This window comes from Caulobacter sp. GW822-FHT07D08 (genome assembly GCF_058798735.1).
This window is the reverse complement of record NZ_JBXAKU010000002.1, coordinates 453,203-468,318: the sequence shown is the minus strand read 5'-3', so window position 1 is coordinate 468,318 and position 15,116 is coordinate 453,203. Positions and strand designations below refer to the sequence as shown.

Sequence of the window (15,116 nt, the reverse complement as noted above, 5' to 3'; positions counted from 1 at the left end):
GATTTAGATAGCAAAGGCTGACGAGCCGTAAAGGCGCTCAGCCCGTGGACTTTTCAAGCGCGACCGCCAGCTTTTCCAAAGCGGCGCGGCGAGGCGGGTCGCCCGAGGCCTCGGCGGCGGCGGCCAGGCCGTCCAGCACCGGCGCCGGCGCGCCCGGCGGACCGCTCAGAGCCTCCAGGCTTTCCATCAGCACCCGCTCGCCCTTCAGCTCGGCGGCCTTCACGGCGTCGCGCAGGGCCTCCCTGGCGGCGTCATCGACCGGAGGGCGCGAGGGCTTCAGCGCCCGGCGCACGCCGCGCAGGGGCGCGCCGACCTCGGCGTCCCAAGCGCGCATCGTCCTGGCCGCATCCTTCAGGTCGGCCGAGCGCCCTTCCCCGGCCATCCAGGCGGCCCATAGCAGGTAGGGCACGTTCTGGCCGTGGGCGTCCTGCAAGTGCAGGCACGCCTCCGCGACAGGTTGACGCGCATAGACCTCGAGGGCCCAGTCCCAGATCCGCATCGGCGTTAACCTTCCTCGCCTTGAGCATCCTTGCCGGAGAGGGTGGCGAGGTCCTCGCCCCAGCGCTTCACCGGCTTCCATGAGAGATCGAACAGGTCCAGCGCCCGGCCCACCGACTGGTCGACCATCTCGGCGATCGTGGCGGGCTTGGCGTAGAAGGCGGGCAGCGGCGGGGCGATCACCGCGCCCATCTCGGCCAGCCTGGTCATGGTCCGCAGGTGGCCCAGGTGCAGCGGCGTCTCGCGCACCAGCAGCACCAGCGGCCGGCGCTCCTTCAGGGTCACGTCGGCGGCCCGGGTCAGCAGCGAGGACGTTACGCCGGTGGCGATTTCGCTCATCGTCCGCACCGAGCAGGGCGCGATGACCATGCCCAGGGTGCGGAACGAGCCCGAGGCGATGGCCGCCCCAATGTCGCTCACGCGATGGACAACATCCGCCCGCTCATTGAGCTCGGCGACCGACTGGCCGGTCTCCTGCTGCAGGGTCAGCACCGCCGACTTCGAGACGACGAGGTGGCTCTCGACGCCCAGTTCGCGGCACGCATCCAGGGTTCGCACGCCGTAGACCACGCCGGAAGCCCCTGAAATTCCAACGACCAGCTTGGGGCGATCCTGGGGGCGATCCGCGGCTTTCAAAACGTCCGTCATGGTAAATTTTCGTCCGCCTTGGGAGTAAACCTGGCCACGTCAAGCGGAGCCGCTTGCAATCATATGTGATCTGACACCGCCGCGCAGCGGGTGTTCACTTTCTTCTCCAACAGCAAGGAGCCGAGAGCCATGGCCATCGAATCCCGTATCCGCGAGCTTGGGTCCCGTCACGAGGGGCTCGATCGCAAGATCCAGGAGGAGACCAGTCGACCCGGGTGTGACGGAACGATGCTTAGGGAGCTTAAGCGGCAGAAGCTTCGGCTGAAGGAGGAGATCGAGGGCCTGAGGGCGCGACTTCACTAGCTGCTAAGGCAGCCGAAAAACGAGAGGCCCCGCTCCAGCACGGAGCGGGGCCTCTGCTTTTTTCAGCTCGGAAACGAGGATCAGTCCTCGTCGTCCTCGTCCACGTAGGCGCCGGCCTTGCCGAACACGTCCTCGGCCTTGAGGTCGCCGCGCTTGGCGCGGAAATCTTCTTCCTCTTCCTCGACCTCGGGCTCGAACTGGCCGGCCTCCGAGGCGGGTCGCAGGGTCGGGTCTTCCGGCAGGATGCCCTTCTTCAGGTCGTCCTTGGCCTTCTTCTCGGCCGCCTTCTTGACCAGGGCGTCCAGCTCCAGCTGGCCGATCAGGCCCAGGGTCACCGGGTCGATCGGCTTGATGTTGGCCGCGTTCCAGTGCGTGCGGGCTCGGACCTGCTCGATCGTGGCCTTGGTGGTGCCGAGGATTTTCGAGATCTGGGCGTCGGTCACTTCCGGGTGGTGGCGCAGGAACCAGGCGATGGCGTCCGGACGGTCCTGGCGGCGCGACACCGGCGTGTAGCGCGGCGCCTTCTTCTGGGGCTTCAGCAGCTCGGCGTGACGGCTGACCTGGGCCTTCATGCGGTAGTCGGGATTGGCCTGGGCCTTGTCCAGCTCTTCGCGGGTCAGCTGGCCGTTGCCGATCGGGTCGGCGCCGCGGATGTCGCGCGCCACTTCACCGTCGGCGATGCCACGCACTTCCAGCGGGTGCAGGCCGCAGAAATCGGCGATCTGCTCGAAGCTCAGCGACGTGTTGTCCACCAGCCAGACGGCGGTCGCCTTGGGCATCAGAATGTCGGACATGCGGTCCTCCAGAAATGACGGCGCCCGGCCTTTCGGCCGGGCGGGATGTTGATGAACGCTATAATCCGGTTCTCGGAAAAAGGGAACGGGGATCAGCCAAACGAAAGCAACGTCAGAGCTTTGAGTGAATCTGCACTCTAGGCTTGGCCCTAGACCGTCAACACCACCTTGCCCACGTGCTCGCCGGCTTCGAGGTGCGCATGGGCCTTGGCGGCGTCCGCGAGTGGGAAGGTCGCGTCGATCAGCGGCTTCACCTGGCCGGCCTCGATCCACGGCCAGACCACGCGCTCGACCTCGGCGGCCAGCCGCGCCTTCTCGTCGGCGGAGCGGGGACGCAGGGTCGAGCCCGTGATCACCGCCCGCTTCTGCATGATCTTCATGACCGGCACTTCCAGCACCGGCCCGCCCAGGCTGGCGATATAGACGATGCGGCCGCCCACGTTCAGGGCGTCGAGGTTCTTGTCGAAATAGCTGGCCCCGACCATGTCGAGCACCACGTCGGCGCCGCCGGCCGCCTTGACGATCGCGGCGAAGTCCTCGGCCTTCGCATCGATGGCGATGTCGGCGCCCAGCTCCAGGGCCTTGGCCTTCTTGTCGGCGCCGCGTCCCGTGGCGATGACCTTGGCGCCGGCCGCCTTGGCCATGGCGATGGCGGTTGTTCCGATTCCGGACGTTCCACCGTGAACCAGAAGCGTCTCGCCGGCCTTCAGGGCGCCATGCTCGAACACATTGGCGAAGACGGTGAAGACGGTCTCCGGCAAGGCCGCGGCGTGGAGGAGGTCCAGGCCCTTGGGGATCGGCAGGGCGTGGCGGGCGTCGACCAGCGCGTATTGGGCATAGCCGCCGCCGCCCAGCAGGGCGCAGACCTTATCGCCGGCCTTCCAGCGACCCGAACCGGTCACGACCTCGCCCGCGACCTCCAGGCCCAAGGTCTCCGGCGAGCCCGGCGGCGGCGGGTAGAACCCCATGCGCTGCAGAAGGTCGGGGCGGTTCACGCCCGCGGCGGCGACCTTGATCAGAATCTGACCAGCCCCCGCCTCGGGGCGTTGGACTTCAACGGGCTTCAGCGCCTCGGCCGGTCCCTTGCCGCCTTCGATCGCGATCGCCGTCATCGTTCCGGCCATGCTCGGGGTCCTCTCATGCTTGCCTTGGCCCCTAGGTAGGCGTCAGATGGCTCGCGGAAAAGGAGAGAAGCCGATGTTCGAAGAGCCCGCGGAGCCTCGCGCCTTCAACGGACACACCTTGAACGAGACGACCCACGAGGACCTGGAGGTCTACGGCGTCGCCGAACTGGAGGAGCGCATCGCGGCCTTGCAGGCCGAAATCGAGCGCACCAAGACCCAGCTCGCCAAGAAAAAGGCCGGCCGCGACGCCGCCAATGCGCTGTTTGGTCGCCTGGACTAAGGGTTCTTTTAAGGTTTCGGTGAGGTTACTGGCGTCTTAAGCGGTCATCCGCCTTCTGACGCCCATTCCTGTTCTCGCGCGCTCGGCGCGCTGGAGAGAGTATGGTCGATCGAAGGGGTGGGTCGCAACGGGACGGCGAGTTCTGGCACGGGGGTTGCACTCCACCCCGCCAAGCGAGACGTCCTCGCGGCCTTTCGAGGGGCATTGAGTAGATATGACCGAAGTGAACGCGTTCGCGGACACCCCTTGGCGCGCTGGAGTGATCCAGGATTTCGCGCGATCGGAGCTGTTCGACCGTACGTTCGAGGAGGGCATGCAGCTGGTCGAGGAGACCGCCGCCTATCTCGACGGGGCCGGTCGGCATGACAGCAAGGTCCTCTCCCGCAACGCCGCCCTGGGCTACGCCACCGAGAGCATGCGTCTGACCACCCGCCTGATGCAGGTGGCCTCATGGCTGCTGGTGCAGCGCGCGGTGCGCGAGGGCGAGATGCCGCCGGAAGCCGCCTGCGCTGAATCCTACCGTTTGGGCGCGGAAGCCGCGGGCGAACCGCCGGTCATCGAGGAACTGCCCTTCGGCCTGATGAACCTGCTGCAACGCTCCGAGCGCCTGTATGAGCGCGTCCGCCACCTGGATCGCCGCATGTACGTGGAATCGCCGAACGAAGAGGCGCCTCGGCCGGTGCAGGCCCACTTCGAGCGTCTCGCGGCGGCGTTCGGGGGGTAAGAGACTTTCCTCCCCCGCTGGGGGAGGTGGCCCAGAGGGCCGGAGGGGGCAGCGCGGCTTAGGCCGAGAGAGCCCCCTCAGTCGGCTTCGCCGACAGCTCCCCCAAAAGGGGAGCAGTTACTTCCCGTACCGGATGCGGGCCAGGGCCGAGACCGTCTCGCTGGCCAGGTCCATGGGCTTGAAGCCCGCCTTCCACCTCTCGAAGGCCATGACGTTGTCGATGCGCGCGTCCAGGTGCGACAGCGCCGAAGCGCGGCCCGAGGCCATGTCGACGGCCAGGGTCGAGATCAGGACGCCCGAGAGAATCGCCCGCTTCGAATAGTGGTTCTCGTCGGTCGCCACATCGCCGGCCCAGCGCCAGATCACATCGGCCGATTCCCAGGTCAGCCGCAGGGCCAGGGCCAGGTTGGTCGGAAAGGCCAGGAAGGCGGCCAGCGGGCGCAGCACGTCGGCGTTCTCCTGGGCCGCGTCGAGGCGCGCGACGACACCCTCGCGAATCCGCTGGCGAATCTTCAGCGTGGCCAGATCGAACGTCCGCAGCTTGCGAAGCGCGACCGCGTCATGGCGTCGCGACAGCAAGGCGGCCAGGTCGCGAGGGCCTTCGGGCAACAGAAGCTGGCCCTCGGCTTCGCCGAGGCCCGCCGCCGTCAGGGCGCGACTGACCAACCCGGCGTTCCAGCCGGCCTTGGGCGCGAGACGCAAGGCCTCGTCCAGTACGCGCTGCTCGGCGGCGTCGGCCCATGAGGAGCCCGGTTGATCCGAAGCTTGGCTGGAGGTCTGAACGGCGGTCTGGGCGGTTTGCGTCATAAATCCGAGTCTACACTGGTGTTTAGGCCGCGTCGCGCATGGACAGCGGCCCTTCGCTCTGCTATCAGCCCCGCCTCATCGCCTGGGAGAACCCCTCTCAGGTTACCCGGTTTTGTTCGCCCGCCCGGCCCCTCAAGAGGGACTTGGGAATATTGGTCGGGCTGTCGAATGGAGAGATACCCCTGGTCCAGATTTTCGTCCGCGACAACAACGTCGATCAGGCCCTGAAGGCTCTGAAGAAGAAGATGCAACGCGAAGGCTCGTTCCGCGAAATGAAGCGGCACGTGCACTATGAGAAGCCGTCGGAAAAGCGCGCTCGCCAAAAGGCTGAAGCCGTCCGTCGCGCCCGCAAGCTGGCCCGCAAGCGCGCCCAGCGCGAAGGCCTGCTGCCGATGCCGAAGAAGCCGGCTGGTCGTTAAGACCAGACCTCTTCAGCTTCGAAGATCTCGAAAGCCGCGCGGCGATCCGCGCGGCTTTCGTCGTTTCTGGGCTAGAGGCTCCCTACCCCGCCTGCTTCCTGACGATCAGGCCCACCAGGGTCTTCAGGTTCACCTTCCCCGTCGCCAGAGCCCCCACATGGAAGGCGCGGGTCGAGAAGGCGATGATCGCCGCCACGGTCACGGCCATCAGCACCGTGGTTCCGACCACCTGGACCAGCGGCGGATCGCTGGCGATGCGCGCCGGCATCAGGAACGGCGTGAAGGGCGGAAACCAGGACAGGGCGCCGAGAATAGGCGCGTCGGGCGAGCGGATCGCCTGGCTCATGAACACCACCGGGATGGTCATCACCATCATGATCGGCCCCAGCAGGGTCTGGGCGTCGCGCTGGCTCTCGCAAAAGGCCCCGATGCCGGCGAACAGCGCCGCGTACATCAGATAGCCGCCGACCAGATAGGCGCCGAAATAGAACACCAGCCCCTTGCCCAGCAGCACGGCCGCGAGGTCTCCGGCCAGGCCGGGAGCGAAGTTGATCAGGGCCAGCCAGCCAACCATGGCCCAGATGCCCAGGACGGTCAGGGTCAGGCCCGCCACCCCCAGGATCTTGCCGCCCATGATCTCGGGCACGGAGGCCGATGACAGCAGCACCTCGAGAATCTTGGACGACTTTTCCTCGATCACGCTGTTGAGCAGGATGCTGGCCCCGGTCAGGACCATCGACCACAGCAGCATCCCGGCCGCGAAGCCGACAATGGCCGGCAAGCGGTCGCGCAGACTGACCTTCTCGCCCGAAGCGGCCTTGGGCGACAGGCTGTTGAAGGCGGGCTTGAGGCCGTCCGCGGCCTTCAGAACCTGGGCCGAGACGCCGGCGCGAGCCAGGGCGCGCTCGCGCATGAGGCCGCCCACGGCCTGGCGCAGGTCGTTCTCCAGCACCGGGGCGCCCAGGTTGCGGCTCCACAGGTCCATGACGATGGCGTCGTCGCGACCGCTGAGGATCAGCACCGAATCGAGGCGATTGTCGGCCACGTCGCGACGCGCGACCAGGCCCGCCTCACGCGGCGTCGCGGCGGCTTGGGCCTCGGGAGACGCCGGCAGGATGATCACCTTGGCGCGCGGCGGCTTGAAACGCGCCGCGGCGGCCGGATTAAAGCCCGCCAGGGCCTCCCGCCCCGCCGCCTCGCCGCCCTTGGCCTGGGCCTTGCCGACCGCCTCCTGGGCCTTGGGACCAGCCGCCGACAGGGCCGCCGCGCGGAGGGCCCGGGCCGAAGCGCGGTTCTGGTCCTCGACCACCGCCCTGGCGACGGCGGGCCCCAGATTCTGACCCGTCAGGTCGACGATCGCCAGCCGCTCGGGCTTGGCGGTCTTCATCATCATCAACGGCGCGGTGGCGCTGACGCCGATGACCAGCGGCAGCGCCACGATCGACAGCCAGAAGCCAATGGTGCGGACATAGGCCAGGTATTCCCGGCGGGCGATCCTCAGCAGGCGGCTCATGCCTGGTCTCCGGTCAGGACGATGAAGGCGTCGTGCAGGCTGGGCTCCTTGAGCTCGAACCGGCGCAGGGCCAGATCCCGGGCGAAGGCGGCCTTCAGGGCGTCCTGACCGGCGCTCGTCTCCGGCAGCACGGCCACGTGTCGCCAACCGCCGTCCGGCAGCGGCTCGGAGGTCACCGCGCCCAGGCCCGGCAAGGCCATGACCTGCTCGGCCAGCAGATCGCCCTCCAGCACCAGGGCTCGAGGCGCGGCGCAGCGGGCCGTGGCGACGTCGCCATCGAACACCTTCCGCCCGCGCGCCATCAGCACGACCTTGTCGCACAGCCGCTCGGCGTGCTGCATCACGTGGGTGGAGAACAGCACCGTGGCCCCGCGCGCGGCGATCTCGCGGATCATCGTCTCCAGGGCCTGCTGGTTGACGGGATCGAGGCCCGAGAACGGCTCGTCCAGCACCACCAGTTCGGGCTCGTGGGCCAGGGCCGAGATCAGCTGGACCTTCTGGGCCATGCCCTTTGACAGGTCCTTGATCGGCCGCTTCATCGCGAAGCCCAGGCCCTGCGCCTCCAGCATCGCCTTGGCCCGCCTGCGGCCCTCGGCCTCCGGCACGCCCTTCAGCCCCGCGAAGAAGGCGATCGCATCGATCGGGGTCATGCGCTTGTAGAGGCCGCGCTCCTCGGGGAGGAAGCCGATCCGCTCGTGGACCTTGGTGGCGTCTCTGGCGCCCAGCACCGTGATCTCGCCCGCGCTGACCGGCAACAGGCCCAGGATCATGCGGATGGTCGAGGTCTTGCCCGCGCCGTTGGGGCCCAGGAAACCGGTGATCCGGCCGGAGGGGACTTCGAAACTGACGTCCCGGACGGCGTGGAAATCGTCATAGGTCTTGCTGACGCCCTCCAGGTTGACGGCGCTGACCATGATGACGACCTCCCCGAATCGACTTCCTGGAAGTTGTATCAGCCCTTCTGGCGAGCGTCGGCCACGAAGGCGACGGCCCGGACGATATGGTCGGCGAAGCGGCGGCCGATCAGCAGGGTGTGGGTGGCGGTCTCGACGTGGTCGATCATGCCATGCTGGGAGGCGCGGGCCGGGGCGGCCTGCAGGTCCTTCCAGCTCTCACGCCCCTTCACAGGCCCGGCGGTCAGCACGGCGACCGGCCACTTCGGATCATAGGCCGGCTGCTCGCCGGCCTGCTGCGAGGCCTCATGCCACAGTCCGACCTCCTCGGCGGAGGTGCGGTTGTGGCGGCCATTGGCGAAGGCCCAGCCCTTCTCGGCCCTGGCGGCTGGGGGCAGGTCGATCTTGTCGCCCAGGCGGGTGTGCACCAGCGGCTTGTAGAGGCCGATCGAAGCGCCGCGCGCGGCCCATTTGGAGATGCTGGCGAAGGCCTTGATGAAGCCCTTCATGCGTGGGTTCTGGGCGGCCTCGGGCGTAGCGGCGTCGATCAGCACGAGCCCGGCGACCTTGTCGGGATTGCGGCCGGCATATTGGCGCAGGCGCAGGCCGGCCATCGAGTGACCGACCAGGATGTAGGGACCAGGCTCGTCCGAGGCGGCGACCAGCTTCTCGAAGTCGGTGACGATGGCGATGCCGTCGCGCGGGTTGGGGCCCTTCGGCGAATAGCCCATGCCGGCGCGGTCATAGGCGCAAGAGCGCCAGCCGGCGGCGGTCAGGGCCTCTTGCGCGGCGCCCCAGTCGGCGGCGAAGCCGAAAGCCCCGGCCTCCAGCCAGACTACCGGGCGGTCGCTTCGGGGACCCTCGCAGACCAGCCGCAGCTTGCGCCCCGGCTCGATCTCGACCAACTGGCCGCGCGGCTTGGGCGCCCCAGAGGCGCTCATCAGCCCGCCGACGGCGATATAGGACAAGAGCAGGAGCACGAAGCCCGCGACGCCACGGCCGAGAAACTGGATCATGGCGTTCAATGTAGTAACGCTTTGTGACGCGTCGAGAACGTGGCGCTCTCTGAGCGGAGTTTTAGAGTCTGTCCGCTTCGGATTGCGTCCGAAACCTGGAGCGCTCTGCGCTCTAGCCGGCCACGCTGGGGATCGAGCCGTCGACCACCGGGATCGTGGCGCGCACGCGGCCGCCCTTCACGCGGGTGACGGTGATCCCGTCCTTGCCGGTCCGAGCCACGCCTTTCGGCCATTTCGAGACCGTCGCCAGGCGAACCTTCCTGGACACCCGGCTGGCGGCCTTCAGCGGCAGGTCGTCGGCCTCGGCGAAGCTGCGGCCCAGGAAGAAGCTGGGGTTCAGGGCCTTGTCGCCGTCGCGGATCTCGAAGTGCAGGTGCGAACCGGTCGAACGGCCCGAATTGCCGACATAGGCCACCGTCGCGCCACGACGCAGATAGACGCCGCGCTTGACGCCCTTGGCCGGTCCGGCGAGGTGGGCGTACATCGTGGTCAGCCCGCCCTTGTGCATCACCTGGACATAGCGGCCGTAGGTGGGCGAAACACCCGTGGCCTTGACCACGCCATCGGCGGCGACCTTGACCGCCGCGCCGCTGGGGGCGGCGATATCGACGCCCTGATGCAGGCGGCCGTTCTCTTCCCAGGGCAGCTGGCGCAGGCCGAACGGCGAATTGACCCCCCGACCAGGCAGCGGCGCGTCGAACTGATAGGCGGGCGGCGGCGCGGTGGGCTCGGCCTCTTTTTCGGCGACGGGCTCGGTCGGAACAATGGCGGGCGTCGGGCGAGAGACAGGGGTCGCGTGGGCGACCCACTCACCCAGCGCCACCGCGCCGTTCAGCGCCCCCGCCATCGCCGCGACGCCCAGCATGGCGAAGAAGGCGACGCGTGCGTGGGGAGACTGAACAGCCAGGCTCTTGGGGATCAAACCGCTTTCCTCTCGGACATTCGGTCAAGGAGAGGACCGCGCCGCGCGCGTCTAGCTCTCATGCTTGACCTTTCGGAACAGTGAATTGGCGGGGTGTATGGATGTCGCATGGGGCGAAAACAGGGCGCAGCTTAACCATTCGCTAACTATGCCGCCAAGGTCGCATCGACGATCGATCAACAGGTGTCATGTAATCGTCAAATATTACGGAAACTTCATTTCATTAAAACCAGGACACTTCTTTAATTGCACGTCATGAATGAGACGTAACGGGACTTCGCGAACTCTCGAGAATAGACAGTATTCATCGGCGCAGGGAATAGCGCCCAGCCAGAGGGATACTTCAAATGCGCAAGTTCATCATGAGCCTGACCACCGTCGCCAGCCTGAGCCTCGCCGCCGTGCCGGTGCTGGGCCTGACCCAAGCCGCCAACGCCGCCGAGCGCGTCGCTCGCGTCGCCTATGGCGACCTGAACCTGGTCAATCCGAGCCAAGCCAAGATCTTCAAGGCCCGCGTCGACGCCGCCAGCGAAGACATGTGCCGCGCCAAGCTGCGCTCCGGCGACCTGAGCGGCATGACCTACCGCGGCTGCGTCGTCGCCTTTCAGCGCGAAGTCGACCGCCAGCTGCCGACCGCCCAGCGCGCCAACCTGAAGGTCGCCGCCCGCGGCGAAGCGATCGAGGTCGCCGCCAAGTGATCGAGAAAGCCTACCCCAAAACTCCCCCCACGCCCCGCGACAGAGGCCTCAGGTAAACCCTGGGGCCTTTGTTCAGCGCGGCGCACGAAAAGGCCCCAGCGTCACCACCGGGGCCTTCGTCGTTTCCAGCGGTGAGGAGCCCTACAGCCCCTTCACGATGCCTTCGACCATCTTCTTGGCGTCGCCGAACAGCATCATCGTGTTGTCTCGGAAGAACAGCTCGTTCTCGACGCCGGCATAGCCCGAGGCCATGCCGCGCTTGACGAAGAGGACGGTGCGGGCCTTCTCGACGTCCAGGATCGGCATGCCGAAGATGGCGCTGGTCGGGTCGGTCTTGGCGGCCGGGTTGGTGACGTCGTTGGCGCCGATCACGAAGGCCACATCGGCCGTCGAGAACTCGCTGTTGATGTCCTCCAGTTCGAAAACCTCGTCATAGGGGACATTGGCCTCGGCCAGCAGCACGTTCATGTGGCCAGGCATCCGGCCGGCGACGGGGTGGATGGCGTACTTCACCTCGACGCCCTCTTCCTTCAGCTTGTCGGCCATTTCGCGCAGGGCGTGCTGGGCCTGGGAGACGGCCATGCCGTAGCCCGGGACGATGATCACCTTGCTGGCGTTCTTCATGATGAAAGCCGCGTCGTCGGCGCTGCCCTGCTTGACGGGCCGGCTCTCGACCTTGCCGCCGGGACCGGCGGCCGCCGAAGCGTCGGCGCCGAAGCCGCCCAGGATCACCGACACGAACGAGCGGTTCATGCCCTTGCACATGATGTAGGACAGGATCGCGCCCGACGACCCAACGAGCGCGCCGGTGATGATCAGGGTGGTGTTCTCGAGCGTGAAGCCGAGCGCCGCCGCCGCCCAGCCGGAATAGCTGTTCAGCATCGACACGACGACCGGCATGTCCGCGCCGCCGATCGGGATGATCAGGGTGACGCCGATCAGCAGGCTGAGGGCGAAGATGCCCCAGAAGGCCCAGATGGCCGAACCGCCACTGATCACCAGCACCACGACCAGGCCCACGATGGCCGCGGCGATGGCGATGTTCAGCAGGTGGCGGGCCGGCAGCAGGATCGGCGCGCCGCCCATGTTGCCGTTCAGCTTGGCGAAGGCGATGACCGAGCCGGTGAAGGTGATGGCGCCGATAGCCAGGCCCAGCGACAGCTCGATCAGGCTGTTGAGGTGGATGTGTCCGTCCTCGCCCACGATGCCGTAAGCGGCGGGCGTATAGATGGCGGCCACGGCCACGAGGCAGGCGGCCATGCCGACCAGCGAGTGGAAGGCGGCGACCAGTTGCGGCATCGAGGTCATGGCGACCTTGCGGGCGATGACCGCCCCGACCGCGCCCCCGACGGCGACGCCGCCCAGGATCAGGCCCAGGGTTACGACGTCCAGCGCGCCCTGACTCCACAGGGTGGCCAGGGTGGTGCCGACGGCGATGGCCATGCCGATCATGCCGTTACGGTTGCCCGCCTGGCTGGTCACGGGGCTGGAGAGGCCACGCAGCGCGAGGATGAACAGCACCCCCGAGACGATGTAGAGAATGGCGGCGAGATTGGCGTTCATTGTTCTATTTCCCCCTGCTCTCGCTTGCTCACTTCTTCTCTTTCTTCTTGTACATCGCCAGCATGCGCTGGGTGACCAAGAAGCCGCCGAAGATGTTGACCGCCGCGAAGGCCGCGGCGAGCGTGCCGGCCCCCTTGGAGATCCAGGTCGAGCCGGCGACGGCGCCGCCGGCCAGGTCGCTATTGGCGCCATGGGCCGCGGCGGCCAGCAGGGCGCCAACGATGATCACCGACGAAATGGCGTTGGTGACGGCCATCAGCGGCGTATGCAGCGCGGGCGTCACGCTCCAGACGACGTAGTAGCCGACGAAGATGGCGAGCACGAAGATCGCCAGACGGAACACGGTGGGGTCGACGGCTTCCATGGGAGCCTCCCTTTCGATTCTGAGGTTAGGCGGTCTTCAAATTCGGATGGACGATCGCGCCGCCGCGGGTGACGACGGCGGCCTGCAGGATCTCGTCCTCGAAGTTGGGGGCGAAGGCGCCCTCCTTCGTCATGAACAGGGTCGCAAGGGCCATCAGGTTGCGGGCGTAGAGCGCGCTGGCGTCGGTGGCGATGCGGCCCGGCAGGTTGGCGTGACCGAGGATCTTGGCGCCGTTGGCGGTGATCACCGTCTCGTTCAGCTTCGCGCCCTCGACATTGCCGCCCTGCTCGATGGCCAGGTCGACCAGGATCGAGCCCGCGCGCATCGACGCCACCTGGGCGGCGCTGACCAGCTTGGGCGCCGGACGCCCCGGGATCAGGGCCGTGGTGATGACGATGTCCTGCTTGGCGATGTGGGCGGAAACCAGTTCGGCCTGCTTGGCCTGGTATTCCTTGGACATCTCCTTGGCGTAGCCGCCGGCGGTCTGGGCGTTCTTGAACTCCTCGTCCTCGACGGCCAGGAACTTGGCGCCCAGGCTTTCGACCTGCTCCTTGGTGGCCGGACGCACGTCGGTGGCGGTGACCACCGCGCCCAGGCGACGGGCCGTGGCGATGGCCTGCAGGCCGGCGACGCCCACGCCCATGATGAACACCTTGGCCGCGGCGACGGTGCCGGCGGCGGTCATCATCATCGGCAGGGCCTTGCCGTAGGCCTCGGCGCCCTCGATCACGGCGCGATAGCCGGCGAGGTTGGCCTGAGACGACAGCATGTCCATCACCTGCGCGCGGGTGATGCGCGGGATGAACTCCATGGCGATCGCCGTCGCGCCGGCCTTGGCCAGGGCGTCCAGCGTTTCCTTGTCCTGGTAGGGGTTGAGCGCGGCGGCGACGATGGCCCCGCTCTTCAGGGCCGCGATCTCGGCGGCCTCGGGCGCGCGCACCTTGAACAGCACGTCGGCGTCCTTGAGGGCCTCGACGGCCGTCTTGGCGATCTTGGCGCCGGCGGCCTCGTAGTCGGCGTCCGGATAGGACGCGGCCGTCCCCGCCCCCGCCTGGACCACCACCGAGAAGCCGGCGGCGCCGAGCTTCTTGACGGTTTCAGGCGTGGCCGCGACCCGCGTTTCGTTCGCGCGGGTCTCTTTCGTGACGGCAATGACGGCCATCGGCATACCCCTCCCCAGAGCGCTGTTTGCTCAGCAGCATGCGGCGCTCTGTAGGGGATAGTCTTGCCTCTTGTCGAGGCTGAAGACGCAGCTCAGGGAGAAAATATGCCGATGTCCACCGGTGTCAGTGGGCCGAGGCAGGCTTGTCGCGAAGGAAGAAGATTCCCGCGGCCAGCAGCACGCCGGCGGCGATAGCGCTACCGAAGAAGCCAGCGGCCGTGCAGAACAACAGGGTGATGAACAGCAGCAGGGTGGCGACGGCCAGCGAGCCCCACTTGATCATGTTGTTGAACGCCGCGAAGGTCGCGGCTTGTTCGTGAATGTCCATCTCACCGCGGTGATAGTCGCCGGCCATGTGTCGTCCTTGGAAGCAAAGGGAGAATACCGAGCCCGCCCGATACAACGCGGAGGCCTAAGGCTCAAGCGTGCGTATTGTCCCAGGCTTCCGATACGAAGCGAGTGCGCACCGCGTCGACAGCCTGGTCGACCGTGATATCGGAGATTCGCCCCTCGCCGCCGTCCAGCCGCGAGAGCCAGCGGGAATAGGCCGGCACCGGCGCCGTGCCCATCAGCCCCACGCACGGCGTGCCGACGGCGGCGGCCACGTTCAGCGCGCCCGAGTCGTTACCCAGGAACCCGGCCGACAGCGCGATCAGGGCCGCGGACTTGTCCAGCGTCAGGTCGCAGGCCACGACATTGCCGGGCAGATCGCCGATCGCGGCCTGGGCGACCTGCGCCTCATGCGGGCCTCCAACCCAGAACACCGTGCCGAAAAGGTCCGAGAGCCGCGACGCCGTCTGGGCGAACCTCTCGGCCGGCCAGGTGCGCGCGGGCTCGCTGGCGCCAATGCCCAGGGTCAGCCAGGGACCAGGCTTGTCGGCGTACCTGGTCTTCACGGCCGCCAGGGCCTCGGGATCCAGCCTCAGCTCCGGCTCCCGACTGTCGACGACCAGGCCGTGAGCCTCCTCGAAGGCGTTGAGCTTGTCGATCCGGTGGGCGGGGCGCATCGACCTGGGCAGGTACGGCCCCGTGGTCAGGAATGTCTCCTGACCGTGACCCAGACCGAAGCCTCGTCGCTCGGGCACGCCGGCCAGGGCGGCGGCGATGGCGGGGCGGTCGATCTTCTCCAGGATCCACACCGCGCGCGGCCTCTCGGCGCGGCAGATGCGATAGAAGTCGATGACTTCGCGCACGCCCTTCAGCCTGCCCTTGTAGTGGGGGGCGTACAGCACGCGTGCGACGCTGGGCTCGACGGTCAGGACCTCGGCGGCGCGACTGGACGGTCGCGCGACCAGCACGACCTGCCCCTCGGGGGTTGTCGCCGCGATCGCCCGGATCGTCGGCAAATGCCACATCAGATCGCCGATCCCGCGATCGGGCGCATAGAC

General features: G+C 67.6%; 19 protein-coding genes. 5 read left to right on the top strand and 14 right to left on the bottom strand.

Annotated elements, in window-relative coordinates; translation table 11 throughout:
• Positions 1–37 precede the first annotated feature (37 nt).
• Complete coding sequence (locus AC1RJ9_RS06080) at positions 38–499, bottom strand: TIGR02444 family protein (RefSeq protein ID WP_492836843.1); 462 nt, start codon at positions 497–499, stop codon at positions 38–40.
• A 5-nt stretch (positions 500–504) separates the two neighbouring features.
• Positions 505–1,146 (bottom strand): UbiX family flavin prenyltransferase, encoded by a 642-nt coding sequence (locus tag AC1RJ9_RS06075; RefSeq protein ID WP_492836842.1) that lies wholly within the window; start codon positions 1,144–1,146, stop codon positions 505–507.
• Between the two features lie 129 nt (positions 1,147–1,275).
• Here AC1RJ9_RS06075 and AC1RJ9_RS06070 point away from each other — a divergent pair, with 129 nt between their 5' ends.
• Positions 1,276–1,449 (top strand): YdcH family protein, encoded by a 174-nt coding sequence (locus AC1RJ9_RS06070; protein ID WP_492836841.1) that lies wholly within the window; start codon positions 1,276–1,278, stop codon positions 1,447–1,449.
• An 80-nt stretch (positions 1,450–1,529) separates the two neighbouring features.
• Here the strand turns inward: AC1RJ9_RS06070 and AC1RJ9_RS06065 are convergent, their stop codons facing one another.
• Positions 1,530–2,243 carry a DUF1013 domain-containing protein gene (locus AC1RJ9_RS06065; protein WP_492836840.1) on the bottom strand — a complete coding sequence of 238 codons (714 nt, stop codon included), beginning with the start codon at positions 2,241–2,243 and terminating at the stop codon, positions 1,530–1,532.
• A gap of 149 nt (positions 2,244–2,392) precedes the next feature.
• The gene (locus AC1RJ9_RS06060; protein WP_492836839.1) at positions 2,393–3,367 is read right to left on the bottom strand and encodes an NAD(P)H-quinone oxidoreductase; all 975 of its coding nucleotides are present in this window, start codon (positions 3,365–3,367) and stop codon (positions 2,393–2,395) included.
• 73 nt (positions 3,368–3,440) lie between these two features.
• Here AC1RJ9_RS06060 and AC1RJ9_RS06055 point away from each other — a divergent pair, with 73 nt between their 5' ends.
• Entirely contained in the window at positions 3,441–3,647 is a 207-nt protein-coding gene (locus AC1RJ9_RS06055; RefSeq protein WP_492836838.1) for a DUF1192 domain-containing protein, read from the top strand.
• Between the two features lie 214 nt (positions 3,648–3,861).
• Positions 3,862–4,371, top strand: a complete 510-nt coding sequence (gene rcdA, locus AC1RJ9_RS06050) for a protease adaptor protein RcdA (protein WP_492836837.1) — start codon at positions 3,862–3,864, stop codon at positions 4,369–4,371.
• A 117-nt stretch (positions 4,372–4,488) separates the two neighbouring features.
• Here the strand turns inward: rcdA and AC1RJ9_RS06045 are convergent, their stop codons facing one another.
• Positions 4,489–5,178: a COQ9 family protein gene (locus AC1RJ9_RS06045; protein WP_492836836.1), complete on the bottom strand. Its 690-nt coding sequence runs from the start codon at positions 5,176–5,178 to the stop codon at positions 4,489–4,491.
• 182 nt (positions 5,179–5,360) lie between these two features.
• Here AC1RJ9_RS06045 and rpsU point away from each other — a divergent pair, with 182 nt between their 5' ends.
• A complete protein-coding gene (gene rpsU / locus AC1RJ9_RS06040) occupies positions 5,361–5,597 on the top strand; it encodes a 30S ribosomal protein S21 (RefSeq protein ID WP_125159223.1) in 237 nt (78 codons plus the stop codon).
• Positions 5,598–5,679: 82 nt separating this feature from the next.
• On the opposite strand, the gene AC1RJ9_RS06035 is transcribed toward rpsU, so the two are convergent.
• The 4 genes from AC1RJ9_RS06035 to AC1RJ9_RS06020 all read right to left on the bottom strand — a co-directional run bounded on the left by AC1RJ9_RS06035 (position 5,680) and on the right by AC1RJ9_RS06020 (position 9,941).
• Positions 5,680–7,110, bottom strand: coding sequence for an ABC transporter permease (locus AC1RJ9_RS06035; RefSeq protein WP_492836835.1), 1,431 nt, complete (start codon positions 7,108–7,110; stop codon positions 5,680–5,682).
• Complete coding sequence (locus AC1RJ9_RS06030; protein ID WP_492836834.1) at positions 7,107–8,024, bottom strand: ABC transporter ATP-binding protein; 918 nt, start codon at positions 8,022–8,024, stop codon at positions 7,107–7,109. Before AC1RJ9_RS06030 ends, AC1RJ9_RS06035 begins: the two co-directional genes overlap by 4 nt.
• A 38-nt stretch (positions 8,025–8,062) precedes the next feature.
• Positions 8,063–9,019 carry an alpha/beta fold hydrolase gene (locus AC1RJ9_RS06025; protein WP_492836833.1) on the bottom strand — a complete coding sequence of 319 codons (957 nt, stop codon included), beginning with the start codon at positions 9,017–9,019 and terminating at the stop codon, positions 8,063–8,065.
• A gap of 112 nt (positions 9,020–9,131) precedes the next feature.
• Complete coding sequence (locus tag AC1RJ9_RS06020; RefSeq protein ID WP_492836832.1) at positions 9,132–9,941, bottom strand: M23 family metallopeptidase; 810 nt, start codon at positions 9,939–9,941, stop codon at positions 9,132–9,134.
• Between the two features lie 347 nt (positions 9,942–10,288).
• Here AC1RJ9_RS06020 and AC1RJ9_RS06015 point away from each other — a divergent pair, with 347 nt between their 5' ends.
• Positions 10,289–10,639, top strand: coding sequence for a UrcA family protein (locus tag AC1RJ9_RS06015; RefSeq protein ID WP_492836831.1), 351 nt, complete (start codon positions 10,289–10,291; stop codon positions 10,637–10,639).
• 141 nt (positions 10,640–10,780) lie between these two features.
• Here AC1RJ9_RS06015 and AC1RJ9_RS06010 read toward each other — a convergent pair whose 3' ends face one another.
• The 5 genes from AC1RJ9_RS06010 to AC1RJ9_RS05990 form a co-directional block, all read right to left on the bottom strand.
• Positions 10,781–12,202, bottom strand: coding sequence for an NAD(P)(+) transhydrogenase (Re/Si-specific) subunit beta (locus tag AC1RJ9_RS06010; protein ID WP_492836830.1), 1,422 nt, complete (start codon positions 12,200–12,202; stop codon positions 10,781–10,783).
• A 28-nt stretch (positions 12,203–12,230) separates the two neighbouring features.
• Positions 12,231–12,566, bottom strand: a complete 336-nt coding sequence (locus tag AC1RJ9_RS06005; protein ID WP_099581343.1) for a proton-translocating transhydrogenase family protein — start codon at positions 12,564–12,566, stop codon at positions 12,231–12,233.
• Between the two features lie 25 nt (positions 12,567–12,591).
• Positions 12,592–13,734, bottom strand: coding sequence for a Re/Si-specific NAD(P)(+) transhydrogenase subunit alpha (locus AC1RJ9_RS06000; RefSeq protein ID WP_492836829.1), 1,143 nt, complete (start codon positions 13,732–13,734; stop codon positions 12,592–12,594).
• A 118-nt stretch (positions 13,735–13,852) separates the two neighbouring features.
• The gene (locus AC1RJ9_RS05995) at positions 13,853–14,083 is read right to left on the bottom strand and encodes an aa3-type cytochrome c oxidase subunit IV (RefSeq protein WP_492836828.1); all 231 of its coding nucleotides are present in this window, start codon (positions 14,081–14,083) and stop codon (positions 13,853–13,855) included.
• Between the two features lie 64 nt (positions 14,084–14,147).
• Entirely contained in the window at positions 14,148–15,083 is a 936-nt protein-coding gene (locus tag AC1RJ9_RS05990) for a glycosyltransferase family 9 protein (protein WP_492836827.1), read from the bottom strand.
• Between the last annotated feature and the right edge of the window lie 33 nt (positions 15,084–15,116).

Coding starts and splice junctions, on each gene's coding strand:
- AC1RJ9_RS06000 (WP_492836829.1), bottom strand. CDS start 13,734: ATGCCGATGGCCGTCATTGCCGTCACGAAAGAGACCCGCGCGAACGAA.
- AC1RJ9_RS06030 (WP_492836834.1), bottom strand. CDS start 8,024: ATGGTCAGCGCCGTCAACCTGGAGGGCGTCAGCAAGACCTATGACGAT.
- AC1RJ9_RS06045 (WP_492836836.1), bottom strand. CDS start 5,178: ATGACGCAAACCGCCCAGACCGCCGTTCAGACCTCCAGCCAAGCTTCG.
- AC1RJ9_RS06055 (WP_492836838.1), top strand. CDS start 3,441: ATGTTCGAAGAGCCCGCGGAGCCTCGCGCCTTCAACGGACACACCTTG.
- AC1RJ9_RS06060 (WP_492836839.1), bottom strand. CDS start 3,367: ATGGCCGGAACGATGACGGCGATCGCGATCGAAGGCGGCAAGGGACCG.
- AC1RJ9_RS05995 (WP_492836828.1), bottom strand. CDS start 14,083: ATGGCCGGCGACTATCACCGCGGTGAGATGGACATTCACGAACAAGCC.
- AC1RJ9_RS06065 (WP_492836840.1), bottom strand. CDS start 2,243: ATGTCCGACATTCTGATGCCCAAGGCGACCGCCGTCTGGCTGGTGGAC.
- AC1RJ9_RS06035 (WP_492836835.1), bottom strand. CDS start 7,110: ATGAGCCGCCTGCTGAGGATCGCCCGCCGGGAATACCTGGCCTATGTC.
- AC1RJ9_RS06005 (WP_099581343.1), bottom strand. CDS start 12,566: ATGGAAGCCGTCGACCCCACCGTGTTCCGTCTGGCGATCTTCGTGCTC.
- AC1RJ9_RS06025 (WP_492836833.1), bottom strand. CDS start 9,019: ATGATCCAGTTTCTCGGCCGTGGCGTCGCGGGCTTCGTGCTCCTGCTC.
- rcdA (WP_492836837.1), top strand. CDS start 3,862: ATGACCGAAGTGAACGCGTTCGCGGACACCCCTTGGCGCGCTGGAGTG.
- AC1RJ9_RS06010 (WP_492836830.1), bottom strand. CDS start 12,202: ATGAACGCCAATCTCGCCGCCATTCTCTACATCGTCTCGGGGGTGCTG.
- AC1RJ9_RS05990 (WP_492836827.1), bottom strand. CDS start 15,083: ATGTGGCATTTGCCGACGATCCGGGCGATCGCGGCGACAACCCCCGAG.
- AC1RJ9_RS06015 (WP_492836831.1), top strand. CDS start 10,289: ATGCGCAAGTTCATCATGAGCCTGACCACCGTCGCCAGCCTGAGCCTC.
- AC1RJ9_RS06080 (WP_492836843.1), bottom strand. CDS start 499: ATGCGGATCTGGGACTGGGCCCTCGAGGTCTATGCGCGTCAACCTGTC.
- AC1RJ9_RS06070 (WP_492836841.1), top strand. CDS start 1,276: ATGGCCATCGAATCCCGTATCCGCGAGCTTGGGTCCCGTCACGAGGGG.
- AC1RJ9_RS06075 (WP_492836842.1), bottom strand. CDS start 1,146: ATGACGGACGTTTTGAAAGCCGCGGATCGCCCCCAGGATCGCCCCAAG.